This is a genomic window from Streptomyces sp. NPDC031210 (assembly GCF_055570395.1).
Genome location: NZ_JBVIHH010000013.1, coordinates 17,428 through 35,297, shown reverse-complemented (window position 1 = coordinate 35,297; position 17,870 = coordinate 17,428). Strand labels below are relative to the sequence as shown.

The 17,870-nt window shown below is 70.8% G+C and carries 16 protein-coding genes; 11 read left to right on the top strand and 5 right to left on the bottom strand.

Going from position 1 to position 17,870, the window contains the following annotated elements; translation table 11 throughout:
* Positions 1 to 23: 23 nt before the first annotated feature.
* The 5 genes from ACZ45Z_RS23210 to ACZ45Z_RS23190 form a co-directional block, all read right to left on the bottom strand.
* Complete coding sequence (locus ACZ45Z_RS23210) at positions 24 to 416, bottom strand: STAS domain-containing protein (RefSeq protein WP_468365513.1); 393 nt, start codon at positions 414 to 416, stop codon at positions 24 to 26.
* 1,049 nt (positions 417 to 1,465) lie between these two features.
* A complete protein-coding gene (locus ACZ45Z_RS23205) occupies positions 1,466 to 2,920 on the bottom strand; it encodes a glyceraldehyde-3-phosphate dehydrogenase (protein WP_468365510.1) in 1,455 nt (484 codons plus the stop codon).
* 115 nt (positions 2,921 to 3,035) lie between these two features.
* Positions 3,036 to 4,625, bottom strand: coding sequence for an MFS transporter (locus tag ACZ45Z_RS23200; RefSeq protein WP_468365507.1), 1,590 nt, complete (start codon positions 4,623 to 4,625; stop codon positions 3,036 to 3,038).
* A gap of 70 nt (positions 4,626 to 4,695) precedes the next feature.
* Entirely contained in the window at positions 4,696 to 5,166 is a 471-nt protein-coding gene (locus tag ACZ45Z_RS23195; protein WP_468365504.1) for a MarR family winged helix-turn-helix transcriptional regulator, read from the bottom strand.
* A gap of 550 nt (positions 5,167 to 5,716) precedes the next feature.
* Positions 5,717 to 6,748: a helix-turn-helix transcriptional regulator gene (locus ACZ45Z_RS23190; protein ID WP_468365501.1), complete on the bottom strand. Its 1,032-nt coding sequence runs from the start codon at positions 6,746 to 6,748 to the stop codon at positions 5,717 to 5,719.
* A gap of 472 nt (positions 6,749 to 7,220) precedes the next feature.
* Here ACZ45Z_RS23190 and ACZ45Z_RS23185 point away from each other — a divergent pair, with 472 nt between their 5' ends.
* The 11 genes from ACZ45Z_RS23185 (at position 7,221) to ACZ45Z_RS23135 (ending at position 17,869) form a co-directional block, all read left to right on the top strand.
* Entirely contained in the window at positions 7,221 to 8,717 is a 1,497-nt protein-coding gene (locus ACZ45Z_RS23185) for an AMP-binding protein (RefSeq protein ID WP_468365498.1), read from the top strand.
* Positions 8,718 to 8,798: 81 nt separating this feature from the next.
* Positions 8,799 to 9,059, top strand: coding sequence for a phosphopantetheine-binding protein (locus tag ACZ45Z_RS23180; protein ID WP_468365495.1), 261 nt, complete (start codon positions 8,799 to 8,801; stop codon positions 9,057 to 9,059).
* Between the two features lie 2 nt (positions 9,060 to 9,061).
* Positions 9,062 to 10,114, top strand: coding sequence for a hypothetical protein (locus ACZ45Z_RS23175; RefSeq protein WP_468365492.1), 1,053 nt, complete (start codon positions 9,062 to 9,064; stop codon positions 10,112 to 10,114).
* On the top strand, positions 10,104 to 10,976 hold the full coding sequence (gene trpA, locus ACZ45Z_RS23170) for a tryptophan synthase subunit alpha (RefSeq protein ID WP_468365489.1): 873 nt from the start codon (positions 10,104 to 10,106) through the stop codon (positions 10,974 to 10,976). Before ACZ45Z_RS23175 ends, trpA begins: the two co-directional genes overlap by 11 nt.
* Before the next feature lie 47 nt (positions 10,977 to 11,023).
* Positions 11,024 to 11,398, top strand: a complete 375-nt coding sequence (locus ACZ45Z_RS23165; protein ID WP_468365487.1) for an ectoine synthase — start codon at positions 11,024 to 11,026, stop codon at positions 11,396 to 11,398.
* A 46-nt stretch (positions 11,399 to 11,444) separates the two neighbouring features.
* A complete protein-coding gene (locus ACZ45Z_RS23160) occupies positions 11,445 to 12,584 on the top strand; it encodes an acyl-CoA dehydrogenase family protein (RefSeq protein ID WP_468365484.1) in 1,140 nt (379 codons plus the stop codon).
* Positions 12,585 to 12,677: 93 nt separating this feature from the next.
* Entirely contained in the window at positions 12,678 to 13,361 is a 684-nt protein-coding gene (locus tag ACZ45Z_RS23155; protein WP_468365482.1) for a transglutaminase-like domain-containing protein, read from the top strand.
* A 72-nt stretch (positions 13,362 to 13,433) separates the two neighbouring features.
* Positions 13,434 to 14,798 (top strand): TrpB-like pyridoxal phosphate-dependent enzyme, encoded by a 1,365-nt coding sequence (locus ACZ45Z_RS23150; RefSeq protein ID WP_468365938.1) that lies wholly within the window; start codon positions 13,434 to 13,436, stop codon positions 14,796 to 14,798.
* Between the two features lie 5 nt (positions 14,799 to 14,803).
* On the top strand, positions 14,804 to 15,511 hold the full coding sequence (locus ACZ45Z_RS23145; protein WP_468365480.1) for a phosphoribosylanthranilate isomerase: 708 nt from the start codon (positions 14,804 to 14,806) through the stop codon (positions 15,509 to 15,511).
* The gene (locus ACZ45Z_RS23140) at positions 15,492 to 16,349 is read left to right on the top strand and encodes a beta/alpha barrel domain-containing protein (protein ID WP_468365477.1); all 858 of its coding nucleotides are present in this window, start codon (positions 15,492 to 15,494) and stop codon (positions 16,347 to 16,349) included. Before ACZ45Z_RS23145 ends, ACZ45Z_RS23140 begins: the two co-directional genes overlap by 20 nt.
* Positions 16,346 to 17,869 carry a UbiD family decarboxylase domain-containing protein gene (locus tag ACZ45Z_RS23135; RefSeq protein ID WP_468365475.1) on the top strand — a complete coding sequence of 508 codons (1,524 nt, stop codon included), beginning with the start codon at positions 16,346 to 16,348 and terminating at the stop codon, positions 17,867 to 17,869. The genes ACZ45Z_RS23140 and ACZ45Z_RS23135 overlap by 4 nt, the downstream gene beginning before the upstream one ends.
* Position 17,870 lies beyond the last annotated feature (1 nt).

The following is a 17,870-nucleotide window of genomic DNA, read 5'->3' as shown; positions in this document are numbered from 1 at the left end:
CTTGGTCATGCTTCCCGGCCCGGTCACGAGGCCAGCGATGTGCGACGCCCGGCGGCCAGGTCGTCCGCGACGGCGGCACGCGACGCGGATACCAAGGGCCGGTCGTAGAGGAGGTAGCCGGTGGTGGTCAGATCCAGGAGGCGGGTCACCATCGGACTCGGGTGGCGCAGATACAGCGACCCCCCGGCCGTGGTGGTGACCCGAGATGCGACGAGGAAGGTATTGAGGCCGCTGATATCGCAGAAGGTGAGGAGGGCCAGGTCGATGTCGACCGTACGGATTCCGTCCCCCAGGCAGTCTTCGATCACCACGCGCACGGAGTGTGCCGTCGTCAGGTCGAGTTCACCTGCCAGGGTGATGGTCGCGTGGCTTTTCCGGTCGCGTCGGTGGATGTTCAAGCTTGAGAGAACAGGCATGGTGCCTCAGTTCTTATGACCACCTGGTGCGGCGCTGGGCGGGCCTGAACTTTCGGCTGTGCCTGGCACGTATTCCGCGTGGTCGGACGCCTTTACAGGTCAGGCAAGAGCGACGGATGGCAGCCCTGTTGCAGGGCCGTGAACCCGACCGGCCTCACCTCGAAGGTGGGCCTGTGGCGAACCAGACGTCCTCTCCACTCCCCGCAGGCACCAGCACGACAACGGCATTTCGGGCCACGTCGGGGTCTGGGACGTCCGTCACAGCATAGCCCTCGCGCCCACACCCCGGCAGCCGTTCCTCGGTCACAGCCCGCCATCGACCCCGCGGCACCTTGCACCGGCGTCCGGCTTCACGGAACGTCTTTTCCCCGGTGCCTCACCGAATCACTTGTGATCCTCGCGATCCCGACGGTCCCGACGGTCCTGACGGTTCCAGTGGCTCTGGCGCTGCCGCCTGTACCGGCGGTCCCAGCGGTCCTGACGGTCCCTGTAAGCCCGGTAGTCCTGGTAGCCCTGGTACCCGGAATCGCCGCCGCGGGACCCACTCCTGGCGCCACCTCGGCGGAAGTGCACGAGACCGAAGACGAGAACGGCTGCGGCCACCCACCAGACCGGGCTCAGGAAGCCGAGGCCGAACAGGGCCATGAGGAGGATGAGAAGTAGGACGGACACGGCCAGCCTTCCCGGAGCGCAACAGAACATCGCTGCCGGGGACTGGGGCTTCGCTCGACACCGTAGTCCTGCCCGGAGGTTACGGCTAGCGCCCCTGCTTCGGCCTGCGGGAACGGCCTGAATCTCGGATGCGAAGTAGCTGAAGCCGCGCAGGTACGGGCTGACCCTGCGTTGCGGGGTGTGCGATATGGGCGTTGTGCATGTTATGCCCGATGCCCGATGCCCGATGCCCGATGCCCGATGCCCGATGCCGATGCCGATCTGTCGATCTGGTCTTGCCGAGGCCGCAGGTGTAGTGCACCGTATGCGAGCGAAAGGCCCGTCGCGGAAGCGGCGGGCCTTTCGTGGGAATGCGAGGAGCAGACGGTCCGGTGGGGTCAGGCCGCCGGGGCCGGGTAGGTCGGGTATTCCACGCCGGAGACGTGCTGGACGACGCGGATGACCTGGCAGGAGTAGCCGAACTCGTTGTCGTACCACAGGTAGAGGATCGCGTTGTCGCCGTCGACCTTGGTGGCGCCGGCGTCGACGATCGAGGCGTGCCGTGAGCCCATGAAGTCGCTGGAGACCGCGTCGGGCGCGGTGGTGAAGTCGATCTGGCGCTTCAGTGGGGAGGTCAGCGACACGTCGCGGAGGTAGTCGAGGACCTCCGCGCGGGTGGTCTCGCGGCCGAGCCGCAGGCTGAGGATCGCGATGGAGACGTCCGGCACCGGGACGCGGATCGAGCTGCCGGTGATCGGCGCCTTGAGGTCGGGCAGCGCCTTGGCGACGGCGGAGGCGGCACCCGTCTCGGTGATGACCATGTTGAGCGGCGCCGAGCGGCCGCGGCGGTCGGCCTTGTGGTAGTTGTCCAGCAGGTTCTGGTCGTTGGTGAACGAGTGGACGGTCTCCACGTGGCCGCGCAGGACGCCGTACTCGTCCGCCATCGCCTTCAGCGGCGGGACGATCGCGTTGGTCGTGCAGGACGCGCAGGACAGGATCTGCTCGTCCGGCTTGATGGTGTCGTGGTTGACGCCGTGCACGATGTTGGGGACGTCGCCCTTGCCCGGCGCGGTCAGGACGACCTTGTCGATGCCGGGGCGCAGGTGCTTCGACAGGCCCTCGCGGTCGCGCCACTTGCCGGTGTTGTCGATGAGGATGGCGTCCTTGAGGCCGTACGCCGTGTAGTCGACCTCCGACGGGTCGCCCGCGTAGATCACCTTGATCTCGTTGCCGTTGGCGATGATCGTGTTGCTCGCCTCGTCGACGGTGATCGTGCCCTGGAACTGGCCGTGGATGGAGTCGCGGCGCAGCAGCGAGGCGCGCTTGACGAGATCCTCGGCGGCGCGGCCGCCGCTGGGGCGGACGACGATGGCGCGCAGCCGCAGGCCGTTGCCGGAGCCGGCCTTCTCGATGAGGAGGCGGGCGACGAGGCGGCCGATACGGCCGAAGCCGTAGAGGACGACGTCGCGCCCCTCGCGGCGCTCGATCTTGTTCTCACCCGTGGCGCCGACGACGGCCTCGGCGGTGAAATCCTCCACCGAGAGGCCGCGGTCGTCGGTCTTGTGCATCGCGGCGAGCATGCCGATGTCGATCTGGGAAGGGCCGAGATCGAGCGTCGTCAGAGCCTGCAGGAAGGGCAGCGTCTCGGTGACCGAGAGCTCCCCGCCCGCGATCTGCCGGGCGAATCGGTGGGTCTTGAGGATGCTGACCACCGACTTGTTCACCAAGGAGCGGCTGTGCAGCAGGACTGTGACGTCCCGCTCCCGGTGCAGCTTCCCGATGATCGGGATCATCGACTCCGCGATCTCCTCGCGGTTCTTCCAATTGGTGAACGAGTCCTCATTGACAGTCACAGGTTTATCTTTCGAGCTAGGCGGTGCTCATATGCTAGCGCCCCGCTGTTTTGGTCATTTCATCGGTCCCGGGTGAGCCGCGCGCACTGCCGGCCGGGCCACCCGCGCGCCGCCCTCAACGGCGGACGGGAGCGTCCTTGGCGCTACGGATGCCGGCCGCCGCGAGGACGGCGCCGGCCGCGCACAGCACGCCGGTGACCAGGGCCGCGGTGTGGACGCCGTTGAGGAACGCCTGGCCGCTGCCCTCGATCACCGCGGTCCTCAGCCCGGCCGGCAGGTCGGCGGAGACCGGGGCGATGCCCATGGCCACCGCGTCCTTGGCCGTGTGCATCGCCTCGGCCATCGGCGCGGGTACCCCGGCGCCGGCCAGCTCGCCGGTCAGGGTCGAGCCGACCCGGCCGCTGATCAAGGACACGAGTACGGAGGTGCCGAGCGCGCCGCCGATCTGCAGCGCGGTGGCCTGGAGGCCGCCCGCCACGCCCGCGTCCTGGACCGGCGCGTTGCCCACGATCGCGTCGGAGGAGGCGGCCATCACCATGCCGACGCCGAGACCGAGCGCGAGGAACGGCGGCCACATCGCGGCGTAGGAGGAGTGCACGCCCCAGCCGAGCATCGCGAAGGAGGCGGCGGCCTGGAGCACCATGCCCAGCGGCATGGTCAGCCGGGCGCCGAACCTCTCGGTGAGCTTCGCGCCCAGCGGTGAGGCGACGACGGAGGCGAGGCTGAGCGGCAGGGTGCGCACGCCGGCCTCGACGGGCGTGAGGCCGCGTACGTTCTGCAGGTACAGCATGACGAAGAAGATCACGCCGAGGAGGACGAAGAAGTTCACCGCGGTGATGAGCGTGCCGATGGTCAGCGCCGGGTCGCGGAACAGCCGCATCGGCAGCAGCGGGTGGGTGACGCGCGTCTCGTACCAGCCGAACGCCAGCAGGACGACGAGGCCGGCGGCGAGGGTGCCCAGCGTCGTGCCCGAACTCCAGCCCCGGCTCTCGCCCTTGACCACGCCGAAGACCACGACGAGCAGGCCGAGCGCCAGCAGGACGACACCGGGGACGTCGAACCGGTGCCGGCCGGCGGGACTCTTGCTCCGCGGCAGCACCAGCAGGCCGAAGACGAGCGCGGCGACGCCGATGGGGGCGTTGATGAAGAAGACCGACTCCCAACTGACGTGCTGGACGAGGAGTCCGCCGACGATCGGCCCGAGCGCGGTGGACACCGAGGACACCATCGCCCAGATCCCCACCGCCATCCCGAACTTCTTCGGAGGGAACACGGCCCGCAGCAGACCGAGGGTGTTGGGCATCAACAGGGCGCCGAAGAAGCCCTGTACGGCGCGGAAGGCGATGACGCCCTCGATGGAACCGGCGAGTCCGATGGCGACCGAGGCGAGGGTGAAACCGGCGACCCCGGCCAGGTAGAAGGTGCGTCGCCCGAAGCGGTCGCCGAGCTTCCCGCCGAGGATCAGCGTGGCCGCCAGGGCCAGCAGGTAGGCGTTGGTGACCCACTGGAGGTCGGCCGTCGACGCGTGCAGGTCGCGGCCGATCTCCGGATTGGCGAGGGCGACGACGGAGCCGTCCAGGCCGACCATGAACAGACCGAAGGCGACGGCGATGAGCGTCAGCCAGGGCCTGCCGCGGCGGCCGGCCGGGGCGTCGGGCGGGGTGTGTGCGGGCAGGGGTGAGCGATCCACAACGGTGGAGGGCATGGAAGGGCCTTGCTTCCTCGTACGGACGTAAAAAGAGGGCGGTCGTACCGATTTTTGGTACGGCGCGGCGTCAGCCGGCGGGGTGGAGGTGTCGCGCCAGTTCCTGGAGCGCGCCCAGCGCGGAGCCGATGGCGTCCAGGTCCCCGTCGGTGAGGGCGTGCAGCGCCTCTACGACGTATCCGTCCAGCAGGGTGCCGACCTCGGCGAGCCGGCGGCGGGCCTCGCCCGTCAGGTGAAGATGCGCGACCCGCTTGTCGGCCGGGTCCGGCCTGCGCTCCAGCAGCCCCTGGTGTGCGAGCTGGGTGACCAGGGCGCTCACGTTGTTCGGCTTCATCAGCAGCGCCTCGGCCGCGGCGCGCACGGTGACGCCGTCCCGCTCGCCGGCGAGCCGCAGCAGCGCCAACTGGCTCTCGGGCGGCTTGGGATACGGAAAGTCCCGGGCCAGGCGCCGGTCGAGCGCCCGGTGCAGCGCGGGCAGGACGGCCGACATCGCCGAGGCGAGGTGGCGGATGTCCTGTTCGGACGCGCTGGAGGCGGGCATGCGGCGAGTGTAGGTATGAACCTATAGCTATGTCAATATAGCTAATGGGAATCGCGGTCGGTTCATTGTGGTCGGGAGGGCTCGGGAAAACCCCGGGGAGGTGGCGGGACTCCCCGGGGAACGGTCAATCCGAGCGGTTGTCCCTGAGGCGATTCGGCGAGCGGATCGCCGGGCCTTTTACCAGGACCCCCACGCCAGGTCGGCTTCGGCGAGTGGGAGTGCGAGTGCGGGCGAAGGTGCGGATTCGATGGGTGCTGCGATGGGTGTGTTTTCTTCGGACAGAGCCGTGCGGAATCTCTTACTCATAACTCCCCCTGTGTACGAGCATAAGCAATTGCGCTGAAGAGGTGTGGTCCCCGGTCGATTCGCCGCAGAGTGGCCGGCTCGGCGTAACTTTCCATGGGTGAGAACGCCGCTTCATGGGCCCCCCGGAGCGGCGTGACGGCATTCGACAGAGCGTCAGAGGGGTCGCCGTTCACCGCAACTGACCTTCCATCATGTGGAAGAATAGTTCTGTATGGCGGTAGGATATGGGCACGTAGTGGACGTGTCAACGGCCGCCGAGGGCAGTCCCCGGGCGCGCCGGTTCGGGCTCCGGGGTGTCGATCAGGCCCAGCGCGGCGGCTTTCACGCCGGCCGCGAAGCGGCTCTCGGAGCCGAGCTTCTCCATGATCGCCGTGGTCATCCTGCGCAGCGTGCGGGAGGAGACACCCAGCGCCCGGGCTATGGAGTCGTCCTTGCTGCCGTTCGCCATCATCTTGATCACCGCGATCTCGCGCTCGTCCATGTGCGGCGCGCGGGCGGGGTCACGGTCGTCCTCGGCGCCGGAACCCGCGCCCGCGGCGGTGCCCGTGCCGGCGCCCGGCGGCACCGTGCCGTGCACCCAGCAGTGTTCGAAGGTCTGACGCAGCAGCAGGCAGATGTCGGGGCCGCGGGCTTCCAGCGCGGCCATCTGCCCGTCGCGGGGCGGCGCGGACATGTAGGCGAGCGCGTTGTCCACGAGGATCATCCGGAACGGCAGCACGGAGGCGAGCCGCACCTCGCAGCCGGCCTGTTGCAGCGCCGCCAGGTGGGCGCGCCCATGGGGGGAGCCCGTCATGGTGTTGAGGTGGATGGCCCGCATGGTCACGCCCCGGTCCAGGGCGGTCTGATTGCGCTCCATGCTCTCCTGGAGCATGCGCTGCGGCAGCGGGGAGCCCGGGTGCATGCTCAGGATCTCGTTCTGCGCCTTGATCCCGGCGCCGTGGAGTGCCGCCGTGATGGTGTCCTCGCCGATCAGCAGGCTGAGCCGGGTGTCGCTGCGCGCCCGGGCCTGCAACGTCACCAGGTTCGAGCCCAGGGCCGCGAGCGTCCGGGACACTTCCTCGTTGAGGGCGAGCCGTTCGCGCAGCCCGCGTTGTTCCAGAGCCAGGAGCTGGGCCACGGCCGTCTCCGGCGGGACGGTGACGAACCTGTCGGTGCCGACGGCCGGGCGGATGAACCCCATCTCCAGCAGGAGGGCCCGGGCCTCCTCGAAGGCCTCCTCGGTCAACTCCAGCTCTTCGCGCGCCCGGCCGGGACTCCAGTCCGTTTCGGCCATCATGTGGCGGAACAGTTTATGAGCGTCTGCTGCCGTGTCAGGTTGCATGGGTACCTCGAGATCGTGCGGGGTCGGGCAGGGTTCCCGCCCGCTTATTCGCTGAACATTGCCATGGGGCCGGTTGGTTCCCGCGGGCCTTCCGCGGCCGGCGCGAGCACGCTAACTCATCGGTTCCGTTAGAGGACATGGCACCGTTTGGCCACGTTCTGCTCTGGACGTCATCCGGTCATGTTGGAAAGGATCGGGGGTGTCGACACCCGCTGTGCGCCGAAAGGGCCGGCAGGGTGATCGTCCGGCATTCGCGCGGTCGCCCATTCCCGTACCGGAATGGGGGCCGCCGTCACCCGAAATCACCATTCTCTTGGTGCAGCAATGAGGCTGTCAGGGTGTCACTTCGGGAATTCCGGAGGCGTCCACGCCCCGGCCCGGACCGAAGCCGGTTCTTTGCATCACGGGGGAAGGGGAGGACTGCGCGATGGCATGGACCTTACTGCCGGAACGCGTCGCGGGGCACGCCGAGCTGCGCCCGGACGCGCCGGCGCTGCTCTGGCACGGACGGGAGATCGGCTACGCGGCTCTGCGCGGCATGACCGCGGCCGCGAGGAGAAACCTGGAGACCCTCGGGCTGCCGGGCCCGCGGCCCGTCGCCCTGGTGGCCAAGAAGTCGCCGGAGGCCATCGCGGTCCTGCTGGCCTGCATGGAGATCCGGCAGCCCGTGCTGGTCCCGTCCGCCGACCTGGGCGAGGACTCGCTGCGGGCACTGCTGGCCAACGCGGGAGCCCAACGCCTGCCGGACCCCCGGGACTTGGCCACCCCCGGATCCGTCCCACGCCTCGAACCGGCCGCCGCGGGCACCGGCCCCACCGTGCCACGGGGCACCGCACTCCTGCTGACCACCTCCGGATCGACCGGGCTGCCGAAGGCGGTGCCGATCGCGGGGGCCGCCCTGGACCGCTTCACCGCGTGGGCCGGCGAACGGTTCGGCATCGGCCCCGGCACCACCGTGCTCAACTACGCACCGCTCAACTTCGACCTGTGCCTGCTGGACATCTGGACGACGCTCGCCCACGGCGGCCGCGCGGCTCTCGTGGACCAGGACCTGGCGGCCAACCCGGCGCATCTGCTCACGCTGTTCCAGACCGGGCCGGTCCAGGTGGTGCAGGGCGTACCCATGCTCTTCGCGCTGCTGGCCCAGGCCGCCCGGCACGTCCGCGGCGGCGAGTTCGAGCGGGTCGAGCACGCCCTGCTCACCGGCGACGCGATCTCCGAGAAGGGACTCGCCGCCCTGCCCGCGCTCTTCCCCAAGGCCCAACTGCACAACGTCTACGGGTGCACGGAGACCAACGACAGCTTCGTCCACGAGATCGACCCGCTCGCCGACCGGCAGCGCTACGGTTCCCTGCCCATCGGCCGCCCGGTCCCCGGAGCCGAGGCCCTGGTACTGGACGAGGACGGATCCGTACTGAGAGGTCCCGGCCGCGGCGAACTCCTGGTCCGTACGCCCTTCCAGGCCGCCGGATACCTCGACCCCGCGCTGGACGACGGTGTGTTCGTCCCGCATCCCGACGGCGTCTCGCACGCGCGCTGCTACCGCACCGGCGACCTCGTGCGCCGGCACCCGGACGGCACCCTGACGCTGGAAGGCCGCCGTGACTTCGTGGTCAAGGTCCGGGGCGTACGGATCAACACCGCGGAGGTCGAGGAGGCGCTGCGCGGACACCCCGAGGTCGTCGACGCCGCCGTCCTCGCGCTCCCCGACGAACGGGCCGGCAAGCGGCTGCACGCGGTCGTGCAGCGCGCGGCGGACTCGACGCTCAACGGCCTGCGGCTGCGCGAACACGTGGCGAAGGTGCTGCCGCGCGTCGGCATTCCCTCCTCGGTCGAGCTGGTGGACACCCCGCTGCCGCGGACGTCCACCGGAAAGCTCGACCGCAAGGCGGCCCTGCGCCCTCCGCGCGACCTGGCCGCGTGACTCCCGCATGACTTCCGCATGACTCCCGCAGGGCTCACGACACCCCCTGCGACCGACCCCTCACCCACCCTGGAGACCGACATGGCGCGTATCGACGACATCAAGAAGTACCTGGTCGAGGAGTTCCTGCTGGACATCCCGGCGGACGAACTGGCCGACGACTACGACCTGCTGGCGAACGGCGTGATCGACAGCCTCGGTCTGCTCACCCTCGTGAGCTGGCTGGAGAACCGCTACCGGCTGGACATCGACGCGATGGAGATCGCCCCCGACAACTTCCGCTCCGCCGCCGACATCAACGCCTTCGTCGGGTCCGCGGACACACCGGCGGGGGCCAAGTAGCCGTGACGGACCTGCTCCACAGTCTCGTCGCCCGCACCCGCCCGGTCGACGCCGGTACCTGGACCGACTTCTGGGACCGGCTGCGCGGCAAGGAACTGCACCCCGGCGAGGCGCTGGCCGTGCTCTCCTCCCTGTCCACGCGGATGCCGGACGCCCCGACCGTCGCGGCGTTCCTCACCTCGCTGGACGCGCGGCGCCCGCCGGCGCCGGCGCCGTGGCCCGGCACCGTCAACATGGTCGGCACCGGAGGCGGCCCCGCCACCTTCAACCTCACCACCGCCTCCGTGCTGGTCGCTGCCGCCATGGGCGTCAAGGTCGTCAAGACCGGGTCGCGCGGCTACCGCAGCCGCTTCGGCTCCCTCGACATCCTCGAACGGCTGGGCATACCCACCGCCGCGTCCTACGCCGAGTGCGAGGACCTGCTCGGCACGTACGGCATCGCCTTCGCCGGCGGGTTCGTCTATCCGGCGGAGCTGACCCGGCTCGCCCGCGCGATCCTGCCGTACGGCCTGAAGCAGGTCGGCCACATCCTCAACGTGCTCGGCCCCTTCCTGGCCGACGCCCCGGTGAGCGTCCGGCTGACCGGGGTGTCCGACGCCGCGCTCTTCCCCCGCCTCGCCGAGGTCGCGGACGCCCTGCCGGACCGCGATATCTGGCTGATCCGCAACGAACTCGGAGTGGACGAACTGGTCAGCTTCACCGAGAACACCGTCCGCACCGGAGCCGCCCACGCCCCGCTGCGCATCGCGCCCGGATCCCTGGACGGGGTACGGCTGGACGGCGGTTCGCTGGCGGACCTGCTGCCGGTGTACGAGGACGAGTCACCCGTCGGCCAACTGCTCGCCCTGCTCGGCGGGGACGGGCCGGCCGCCGCCGTACAGAGCATCTGCCTCAACGCGGCCGCCGCGGCCCTCGCCGCCGGCGCCCGCACCCAGTGGGCGGACGCCTTCTCGGCGGCCCGGGAGACGGTGCGCGCCGGGGCCGCCGTCGAGCTGGTCGAGCGGCTGCGCGGGCACCGGAACGCGTCGCGAGGGCAGGTGGCCGGTGTCCGCTGACACGAACGCCGCCGGGGCGGTCGAAGCGGACGCCCCGCTCGCCGTCGGCGCGCCGCGAGAGGGCGCCCCGTTCTTCGCCGGCCGCGGCCCCTCGGACCCGGGGCTCGCGCTCTTCCTCAACGCCGGCGACCCGGGCCTGGACCAACTGCGGGACCTCGTCCTGCTCCTGGACGACGCCGAGGTGGACTGCCTGGAGCTGGCCGTGCCGTTTCCCGACTCGGTCACCGACGGCCCGGTCATCCGGCGCTCCGCCCGCAGAGCGCTGGACGACGGCGTCGACCTCGACGCGGTCCTGGACTTCCTCGCACACCTCCGGCCCCGGCTGCGGCACACCAAGGTGGCGCTGCTCGCCGACTGGCGGCACTCGGTGCGGCCGGTGGGCATCGAGGAGTTCGTGCGCCGGTCGCGTGACTGCGGGGCGGACGCGGTGCTGCTGCACGGCCTGCCGCCACGGGCCGGCGACCGCTATCTGGAGGCCGCCGAGCGGGCCGGACAGCGGATCGTCACGAGCTGCTACGCCGGGTCCGAACCCGAGGTCCTCGCACGGGCCGCGCGCCACGCCACCGCGTACCTCTACCTGGTCGCCCACTACGGGCGCTCCGGCACCGCCCCGGCCCCCGACGCGCGCACGCTCCGACCGGTCCTCGCCACCCTGCGGAGCATGACGGCCGCGCCGGTCGCGGTGGGCTTCGGGGTGCGCACCGGCGAGGACGTACGGGCGATGGGCGCACTGGGCGCGGACGCCGCGATCGTCGGAACCGCCCTGGTCGACCGCGTCGAACGGGTTCGGCTCTCCGGCCGGGATCTTCTGGCCGAGGTCGGGCGGTTCGTCACCGCCCTGCGTGCGGCACCGGTGCGCTGACCGGTTCGGCGCCACCGCGACACGGACGAAAGCAAGGAGGACACACCATGATCATTCGCCAACTGGAAGACGTGAAGACCGTGGATTGGGGGAACGGCGTCAGCCGCCGGTTCCTCCTGCGGTCCGACAACATGGGCTACACGGTGACCGACACGATCGTCACGGCCGGCACCAAGTCCCTGCTCGAATACCGACGCCACCTGGAAGCCTGCTACTGCATCGCGGGCCGGGGCGAAGTGGTCGACATGGCGGGCGAAAGCCATCTCATCGAGCCGGGCACCCTCTACGCCCTCGATCAGCACGACGCGCACTGGCTCATCGCCTGGCCGGACGAGGACCTGCGCCTGGTCTGCGTCTTCACGCCCGCCCTCCAGGGCGACGAAATCCACTCGCTGGACGGCGCGGCCTCCTCCCACTACTGAGCCGCGCACCGCGGGCCGTACGAAACCATCCCCTAGGAGCTCCACCGTGATCGAATGGTCCAGCGACCAGCGTGCGCTGCGCGACGGCCTCACCCCGTGGTTCGAGAAATTCGGCGAGGACCACTTCCGCTACGACAAGGCGGCCGAGTTTCCCCGCGCCCCGTGGGAGGCCGTGGCCGAATCCGGGCTGCTGCGGCTCCCGTTCGGCGAGGAATGGGGCGGGCTCGGGCAGTCCCTGCTCAGCACGATGTACGTCCTCGAAGGGCTCGGGCACGGCTGTCGCAACGGTGGGCTCAACTTCTCCGTCACCACGCACATGGTCAGCACCGGAATTCCCCTGGAACGCTTCGGTTCGCGGGAGTTGAAGGACCGCTTCCTGCCGGGGATCTGCGACGGCAGCACCATCGGGGCCCACGCGATCAGTGAACCGGGCGCCGGCTCGGACGCGATGAACATGCGCACCACGGCCGTCGCCGACGGCGACCACTATGTGCTGAACGGCAGCAAGACCTTCGTCAGCAACGGCCCGGTCGCCGATCTGGTCGTCGTCTACGCGAAAACCGATCCGTCCGCCGGACCGCTGGGGGTGACCGCCTTTCTCGTGGAGCGGGACACTCCGGGACTGACCGTGGGCAAACCGATCGAGAAGATGGGCATCAAGGCGTCACCGCTGTGCGAGCTCTTCTTCGACGGCTGCCGGGTGCCCAAGAAGAACGTGATCGGCCGGGTGGGCACCGGATTCCTGGTGCTGGACCACGTGATGAAGTGGGAAATCCTGTGCTGCTTCATCGTCGCCACGGGAGAAATGCGGCGCCGTCTGGAGAGCTGCGTCGAGTACGCCGGGCAGCGGACCGCGTTCGGGCAGACCATCGGCGCGTTCCAGTCCATTTCCAACAAGATCGTCGACATGAAGATCGGCCTGGAGACCTCCCGCAAGTGGCTCTATGACACCGCGGGGAAATTCGCCGCCGGACAGAAGATCACGGTGGACCTGGCCGCCGCGAAACTGATCGCCAGCCGGGCCGCTCTCGACTCCGCGCTGAACGCCGTCCAGATCTTCGGCGGCAACGGCTACATGGCCGAGTACGGCCTGGAAGCGGAACTGCGCGGGGCGGTCGCCGGAACCATCTACTCCGGCACGACGGAGGTCCAGTACAGCCGCATCGCCGCGATGCTCGGCCTCTGACCGGAACCCGGTAATCCCAAGGCCCACGAAGCCACGAAGTCAGAGATCCCCGAACCCAGGAATCCCCGAACCCAGGAACACGGAAGAAGAGGCATGCAAACGGAGCCGGACAAGGCGCTGGCCGCCACCGCTTTCCTCGACCACCACGCGCCCGAGGTACGCGCGTTCGTCGCCAAGGCGCTGCCCGAGGGCGGCGCCGACGACCAGGACAGGGCGGTCCGGCTGTATTACGCGGTCCGCGACGGAATCGGCTACGAGATCTACGGCGCCGACCTGTCCCGCCGGGGATTGACCGCGTCACAGGTCATACGCGCCGGCAAGGGACTGTGCGTGCACAAGTCGGTGCTGTACGCGGCGGCCCTGCGCGCGGTCGGAATACCGGCCCGCCTGGTTCTGACGGATGTGCGTAACCACCTTTCGTCCCCGGCGCTGCGTGAGTTCATCGGCGGTGACGTCTTCCACTACCACGCGCTCACCTCCATCCGGTTGCACGGCCGCTGGATGCGGGCGACGCCGGTGTTCAACCAACTGCTGTGCCGGCTGTACGGAATGCGGCCGCTGGAATTCGACGGCAGCGCCGACAGCGTCTACCACCCCTACGACGAACAGGGCCGCGCCCACATGGAATTCGTCCGCGAACACGGCGAATTCGACGACCTGCCCTACGAGCGGATCCTGGACGGAATGCGCCGCGCGCACCCGAAGATCTTCGTCGGCCCCGACCGCACCCGATTCGCCAACGGCTCGCTGGTCGCCGACGCCACCACCGCCACCTGACGGCGCGTCCATCCGAGCGCAACGCGCCTGACGCACCAGCCATCACTACTGAGGAATACCGACGTGGACACCATGGAAACCATCAAGTACCAGCTCCGTGACGACCAGATACCCACCAACTGGTACAACATCGCCGCCGACCTGCCGCACGTCGACCCGCCCCTGCACCCGGGGACCGGCGCGGCCGCCACGGTCGGCGACCTGACCGGCATCATGCCCAAGGAACTCGCCGAGCAGGAGCTGAGCCTGGAGCGGGACCTCGAGATCCCCGGCACGGTCCGGCAGATCTACGCCCAGTGGCGTCCCGCCCCGCTGTTCCGCGCCCGCCGGCTGGAGCGGGCCCTGGGCACCCCGGCCCGGATCTACTACAAGTACGAGGGCGGCAGCCCGGCCGGCAGCCACAAGCCCAACACCGGCATCGCCCAGGCGTTCTACAACAAGGAAGCCGGCATCCGTCGCCTCGCGACCGAGACCGGGGCCGGCCAGTGGGGCTCCTCACTCGCGCTCGCCGGCGCCTTCTTCGGCCTTGAGGTCAAGGTCTACATGGTGAAGGTGAGCTATCACCAAAAGCCCTACCGCAGGGCCCTGATGCACACCTACGGCGCCACCTGCGTCCCCAGCCCCTCGACGGAGACGGCGGCCGGGCGCGCCATCCTGGCCGACGACCCGGACTGCCCCGGCAGCCTCGGCATCGCCACCTCCGAGGCGATCGAGGTCGCCATGAACGACCCGTTCACCAACTACGCGGGCGGCAGCGTCCTCAACCACGTCGCCCTGCACCAGACGGTCATCGGGCAGGAAGCGCTCCTCCAGATGGAGATGGCCGCCGACTATCCGGACATCGTGATCGGCTGCGCGGGCGGCGGCAGCAACCTGGCCGGCCTCACCTTCCCGTTCCTCGGCCAGCAACTGCGCGGGGGCCCGCGGGTACGCGTCATCGCGGCCGAGCCCGAGGCGTGCCCGACCTTGACCAAGGGCAAGATCGCCTACGACTTCGGCGACACCGCGCAGCTCACCCCGCTGCTGAAGATGCACACCCTGGGCCACTCCTTCGTACCGCCGTCCATCCACGCCGGCGGCCTGCGCTACCACGGCATCGCCCCGCTGGTCAGCCAGGTGCTCCAGGACGGCCTGATGGAGGCGCGCGCCGTCCCGCAGACCGCCTGCTTCGAGGCCGGACTGGCCTTCGCCCGGAGCGAGGGCATCGTGCCGGCCCCCGAGTCCACGCACGCCATCCGCGTCGCCATCGACGAGGCGCTGCGCTGCCGCGAGGAGGGCCGGTCGCAGGCCATCTTGTTCGGGCTGTCCGGGCACGGCCACTTCGACCTCGCCGCGTACGAGAAGTACCTGGGCGGTGAGCTGGTGGACGAGGGCTACGACGAGGAGCTGGTGGCCCGTTCGCTGGCCCGGATCCCCGCGCCGTTCGGCCAGGACTGATCCCCGTGTGGCTGAAGGTGTGCGGGCTCACCCGCAGAAGCGAGGTCGGGCTGCTCGCCCGCTCCCCGGTGACCATGGTCGGACTCTGGCACGGCGTCCCGCGCGGCAAGGCCGACCTCCCGCTCGCGACGCTGTCCGAGCTGGCGGCCCTGGCCACGCGGCGCGGCCTGGAGCCGGTCCTGGTCACGCTGCTCGACGACCCCGACCACCTGCGCGCCGTGGTCGCGGCGTCGGGCGTCCGCCGCGTTCAGTTGCACGGCTACACCACGCCGCGGCAGGTCGCCGCGGTCCGGGCGGCGCTGCCCGGCGTCGGACTGGTCAAGGTGCTGCACGTACGTCGCGGCACGGTGCTGGAGAAGCCGCTCGTGACGGCCTTCGAGCGGGCGGGCGTCGACCTGTTCCTGTTCGACTCGGTGGCCGACGACGGCCGGATCGGCAGTACCGGCCGGCCACTTGACGCCGCCGCGGTGGCCCCCGTCCTGGAATCCGTCCGCATCCCGTTCCTGCTGGCCGGCGGCCTGACCGCGGCCGTCGCGGGGGAACACGGCGCGGCACTGCGGCACGAGGGGTTCCTCGGCATCGACGTGGACAGCGGCGCGCGCCGACCCGACGGGACGCTCGCGCCGCTGCTGATCGACGCGATCCGGCACGCCTGGAGCACCGAACGCGAGCACCGTAGGAAGGAGCACCGTCATGCCGTCACTGCCCGCTGACCGCCCGGACGCCGGTTCTCTCGCGTGCCCGCCCGCGGCGGTGGGGCTCGGCGAGGGCGGCCGGTTCGGCGCGGCGCTGCTCGCGGCGGCCACCCCCGTCATCATGGAACTCAAGCGGCACAGCGCGCACGGGGCCGACCTGTTCCGCGGCCGACCGGTCGCCGAACTGGTACGGCGTTACACGGCGCTCGGGGCGCCCGCGCTGTCCGTGGTCACCGGTTCCTGGTTCGGCGGCACCCAGGAACTCCTGGACGAGGTGGCCGCGGCCACCGATCTGCCCCTCCTCGTCAAGGACTTCTTCACCAAGGAGAAGCAGATCGCCCGGGCCGCCGCCGCGGGAGCGTCCGCCGTCCTGCTCACCGCCACCGTGCTGCCGCGCACCGTCCTGCCGCGGCTGATCGAGTCCTGCCTGGAGCACGGCGTGACGCCGTTCGTGGAGGTCACCTCCGAGGACGAACTGTCCTCGGTGGTGCGCGCCGAGTCCTGCGTCGTCGCCGTCAACAACAAGGACATCCGGCAACGCGAACAGGATCCGGGCGATCTCGGCCGCAGCCACCGGCTGCTGCGGCCGGTACAGGCCACCGGCAGCCCGGTCCCGGTCAGCGCCAGCGGCATCGCGACCCCCGGTGACGCGGCGGACCTGCTGGCCGCGGGCTACCGGGGCCTGTTGATCGGCACGGGCCTGCTGGGCGCCGCCGACCTCGACGCCTGGTTCGCCGAGCTGACCGTCCTCATGAACCGGCCCCCGGAGCCCGGACGGGACGGGCCTGCGAGGCAACGCGCCCCGCACGCCGGGGAGGAGCCCGACCCGCACCCGCGACAGGAGAGCGCGCGATGACCGACCACCACCCCGGCCTCTCGCTGCGCGCCGCCCTCGACGACCTCCGGGCGCACGACCCCGGCTCCGTGCGCGTCCGCACCGAACCGATGCCCGCCGCGGCGGTGGCGGCCCACTTCGCCGCTACCCACGCGGGGGTACCGGCGGTCGGGGTGTCCCGCGACGAACCCGCCGTCCGCTACACCGCGGTCGAGGACTCCCCGCTGCCGGTCCTGCTCGGCCCGTACGGAGACGCCGCACGGCTGGCCCGCTGGCTCCCCGGCCTGCCCGCCCGCACCGCCCCCGACTCGGTGGCCGGACTGCTCGCCGCCGCGGCCCGTACGCCGGCCCGCCACGTGACCGACGCGCCCTGCCAGGAAGTCGTGGCCACCGGCAAGGACGTCGACCTGCGCCAACTGCCGGTCCTGACCGCCACCCCCAGGGACGCCGGCCCCTACCTGACGGCCGCCCTCGTCCACGCCCGCGACCCGGCCACCGGAGAGTCCGCGCTGTCCTGCCACCGGATGCTCGTCCTGGACTCCGGCCGGCTCACGGTCTGGATGGTCCCCGGCCGCCGGCTCGGCGCGCTCCACCAGCGGGCCCTGGACCGAGGCGAACGGCTGCCGGTCACCGTCAGCATCGGAGTCCCCCCGGCCGCCATGGTGGCGTCCGCCGTCAACACCGCGTTCCTCCCGACGGGGCCGGACGCGGCGAGGCCGGACACGACGGGGCCGGACACGACGAGACCCGACATCGCCGGGCCGGACAAGCTCGCCCTCGCCGGGGCCCTGGCGGGGGAGAGCGTGGAGCTGGTCGCTGGGGTGACCCAGCCGGTGCCCGCCCTCGCCCGGTCCGAGATCGTCATCGAGGGCTACCTCGACGACACCGTCGCGGACGAGGCGCTCGACGGCGCCGTGCCCGGTCTCTCCCTGCCGGAGTTCCTCGGATACGACGGACGCGCGCGAGCCGGCCTGCCCGTCCTGACGGCGACGGCCCTCACCACCCGGCGCGACGCCCTCTACCAGGCGGTCATCGGCCCGGGACGCGAGCAGTCGAACATCCTGGGCACGGCCGGAGCCCTCTCCGTCGCGATGTCCCTGCCCCACAACCCCGCGCTCACCGTCCGCGATCTGCACTTCGCGGCGGCCGGCGGCGGCATGCTGCTGCTGACCGCCGCCGTACGCAAGGAGTCCGCCCGGGGCGACACCGCCGTCACGGGCCTGGCGCGGGAGATCCTGCGCCGGCACCCCTTCGTCAAACTGGTCGTCCTCACCGACGACGACATCGCCGTCTCCTGTGCGGAAGACGTGCTGTGGGCCATGACCACCCGCGCCAACCTGGGCACCGACTGCACGCGGTGGACGGACCTCGCGCCCGTACCGATGGACCCCTCCCAGACGGAGGTCTGGGCGCGGCACAGGTCGGGCGACGCCGCCGGCACCGAAGCGCGGCCGGCGGGCCGCACGGCACTGGACGCCACCACGCCGTTCGCCCTGCGCCCCGTGACCCACCGCAGTTTCACCGCGCCGTCCCCCGGCTGAC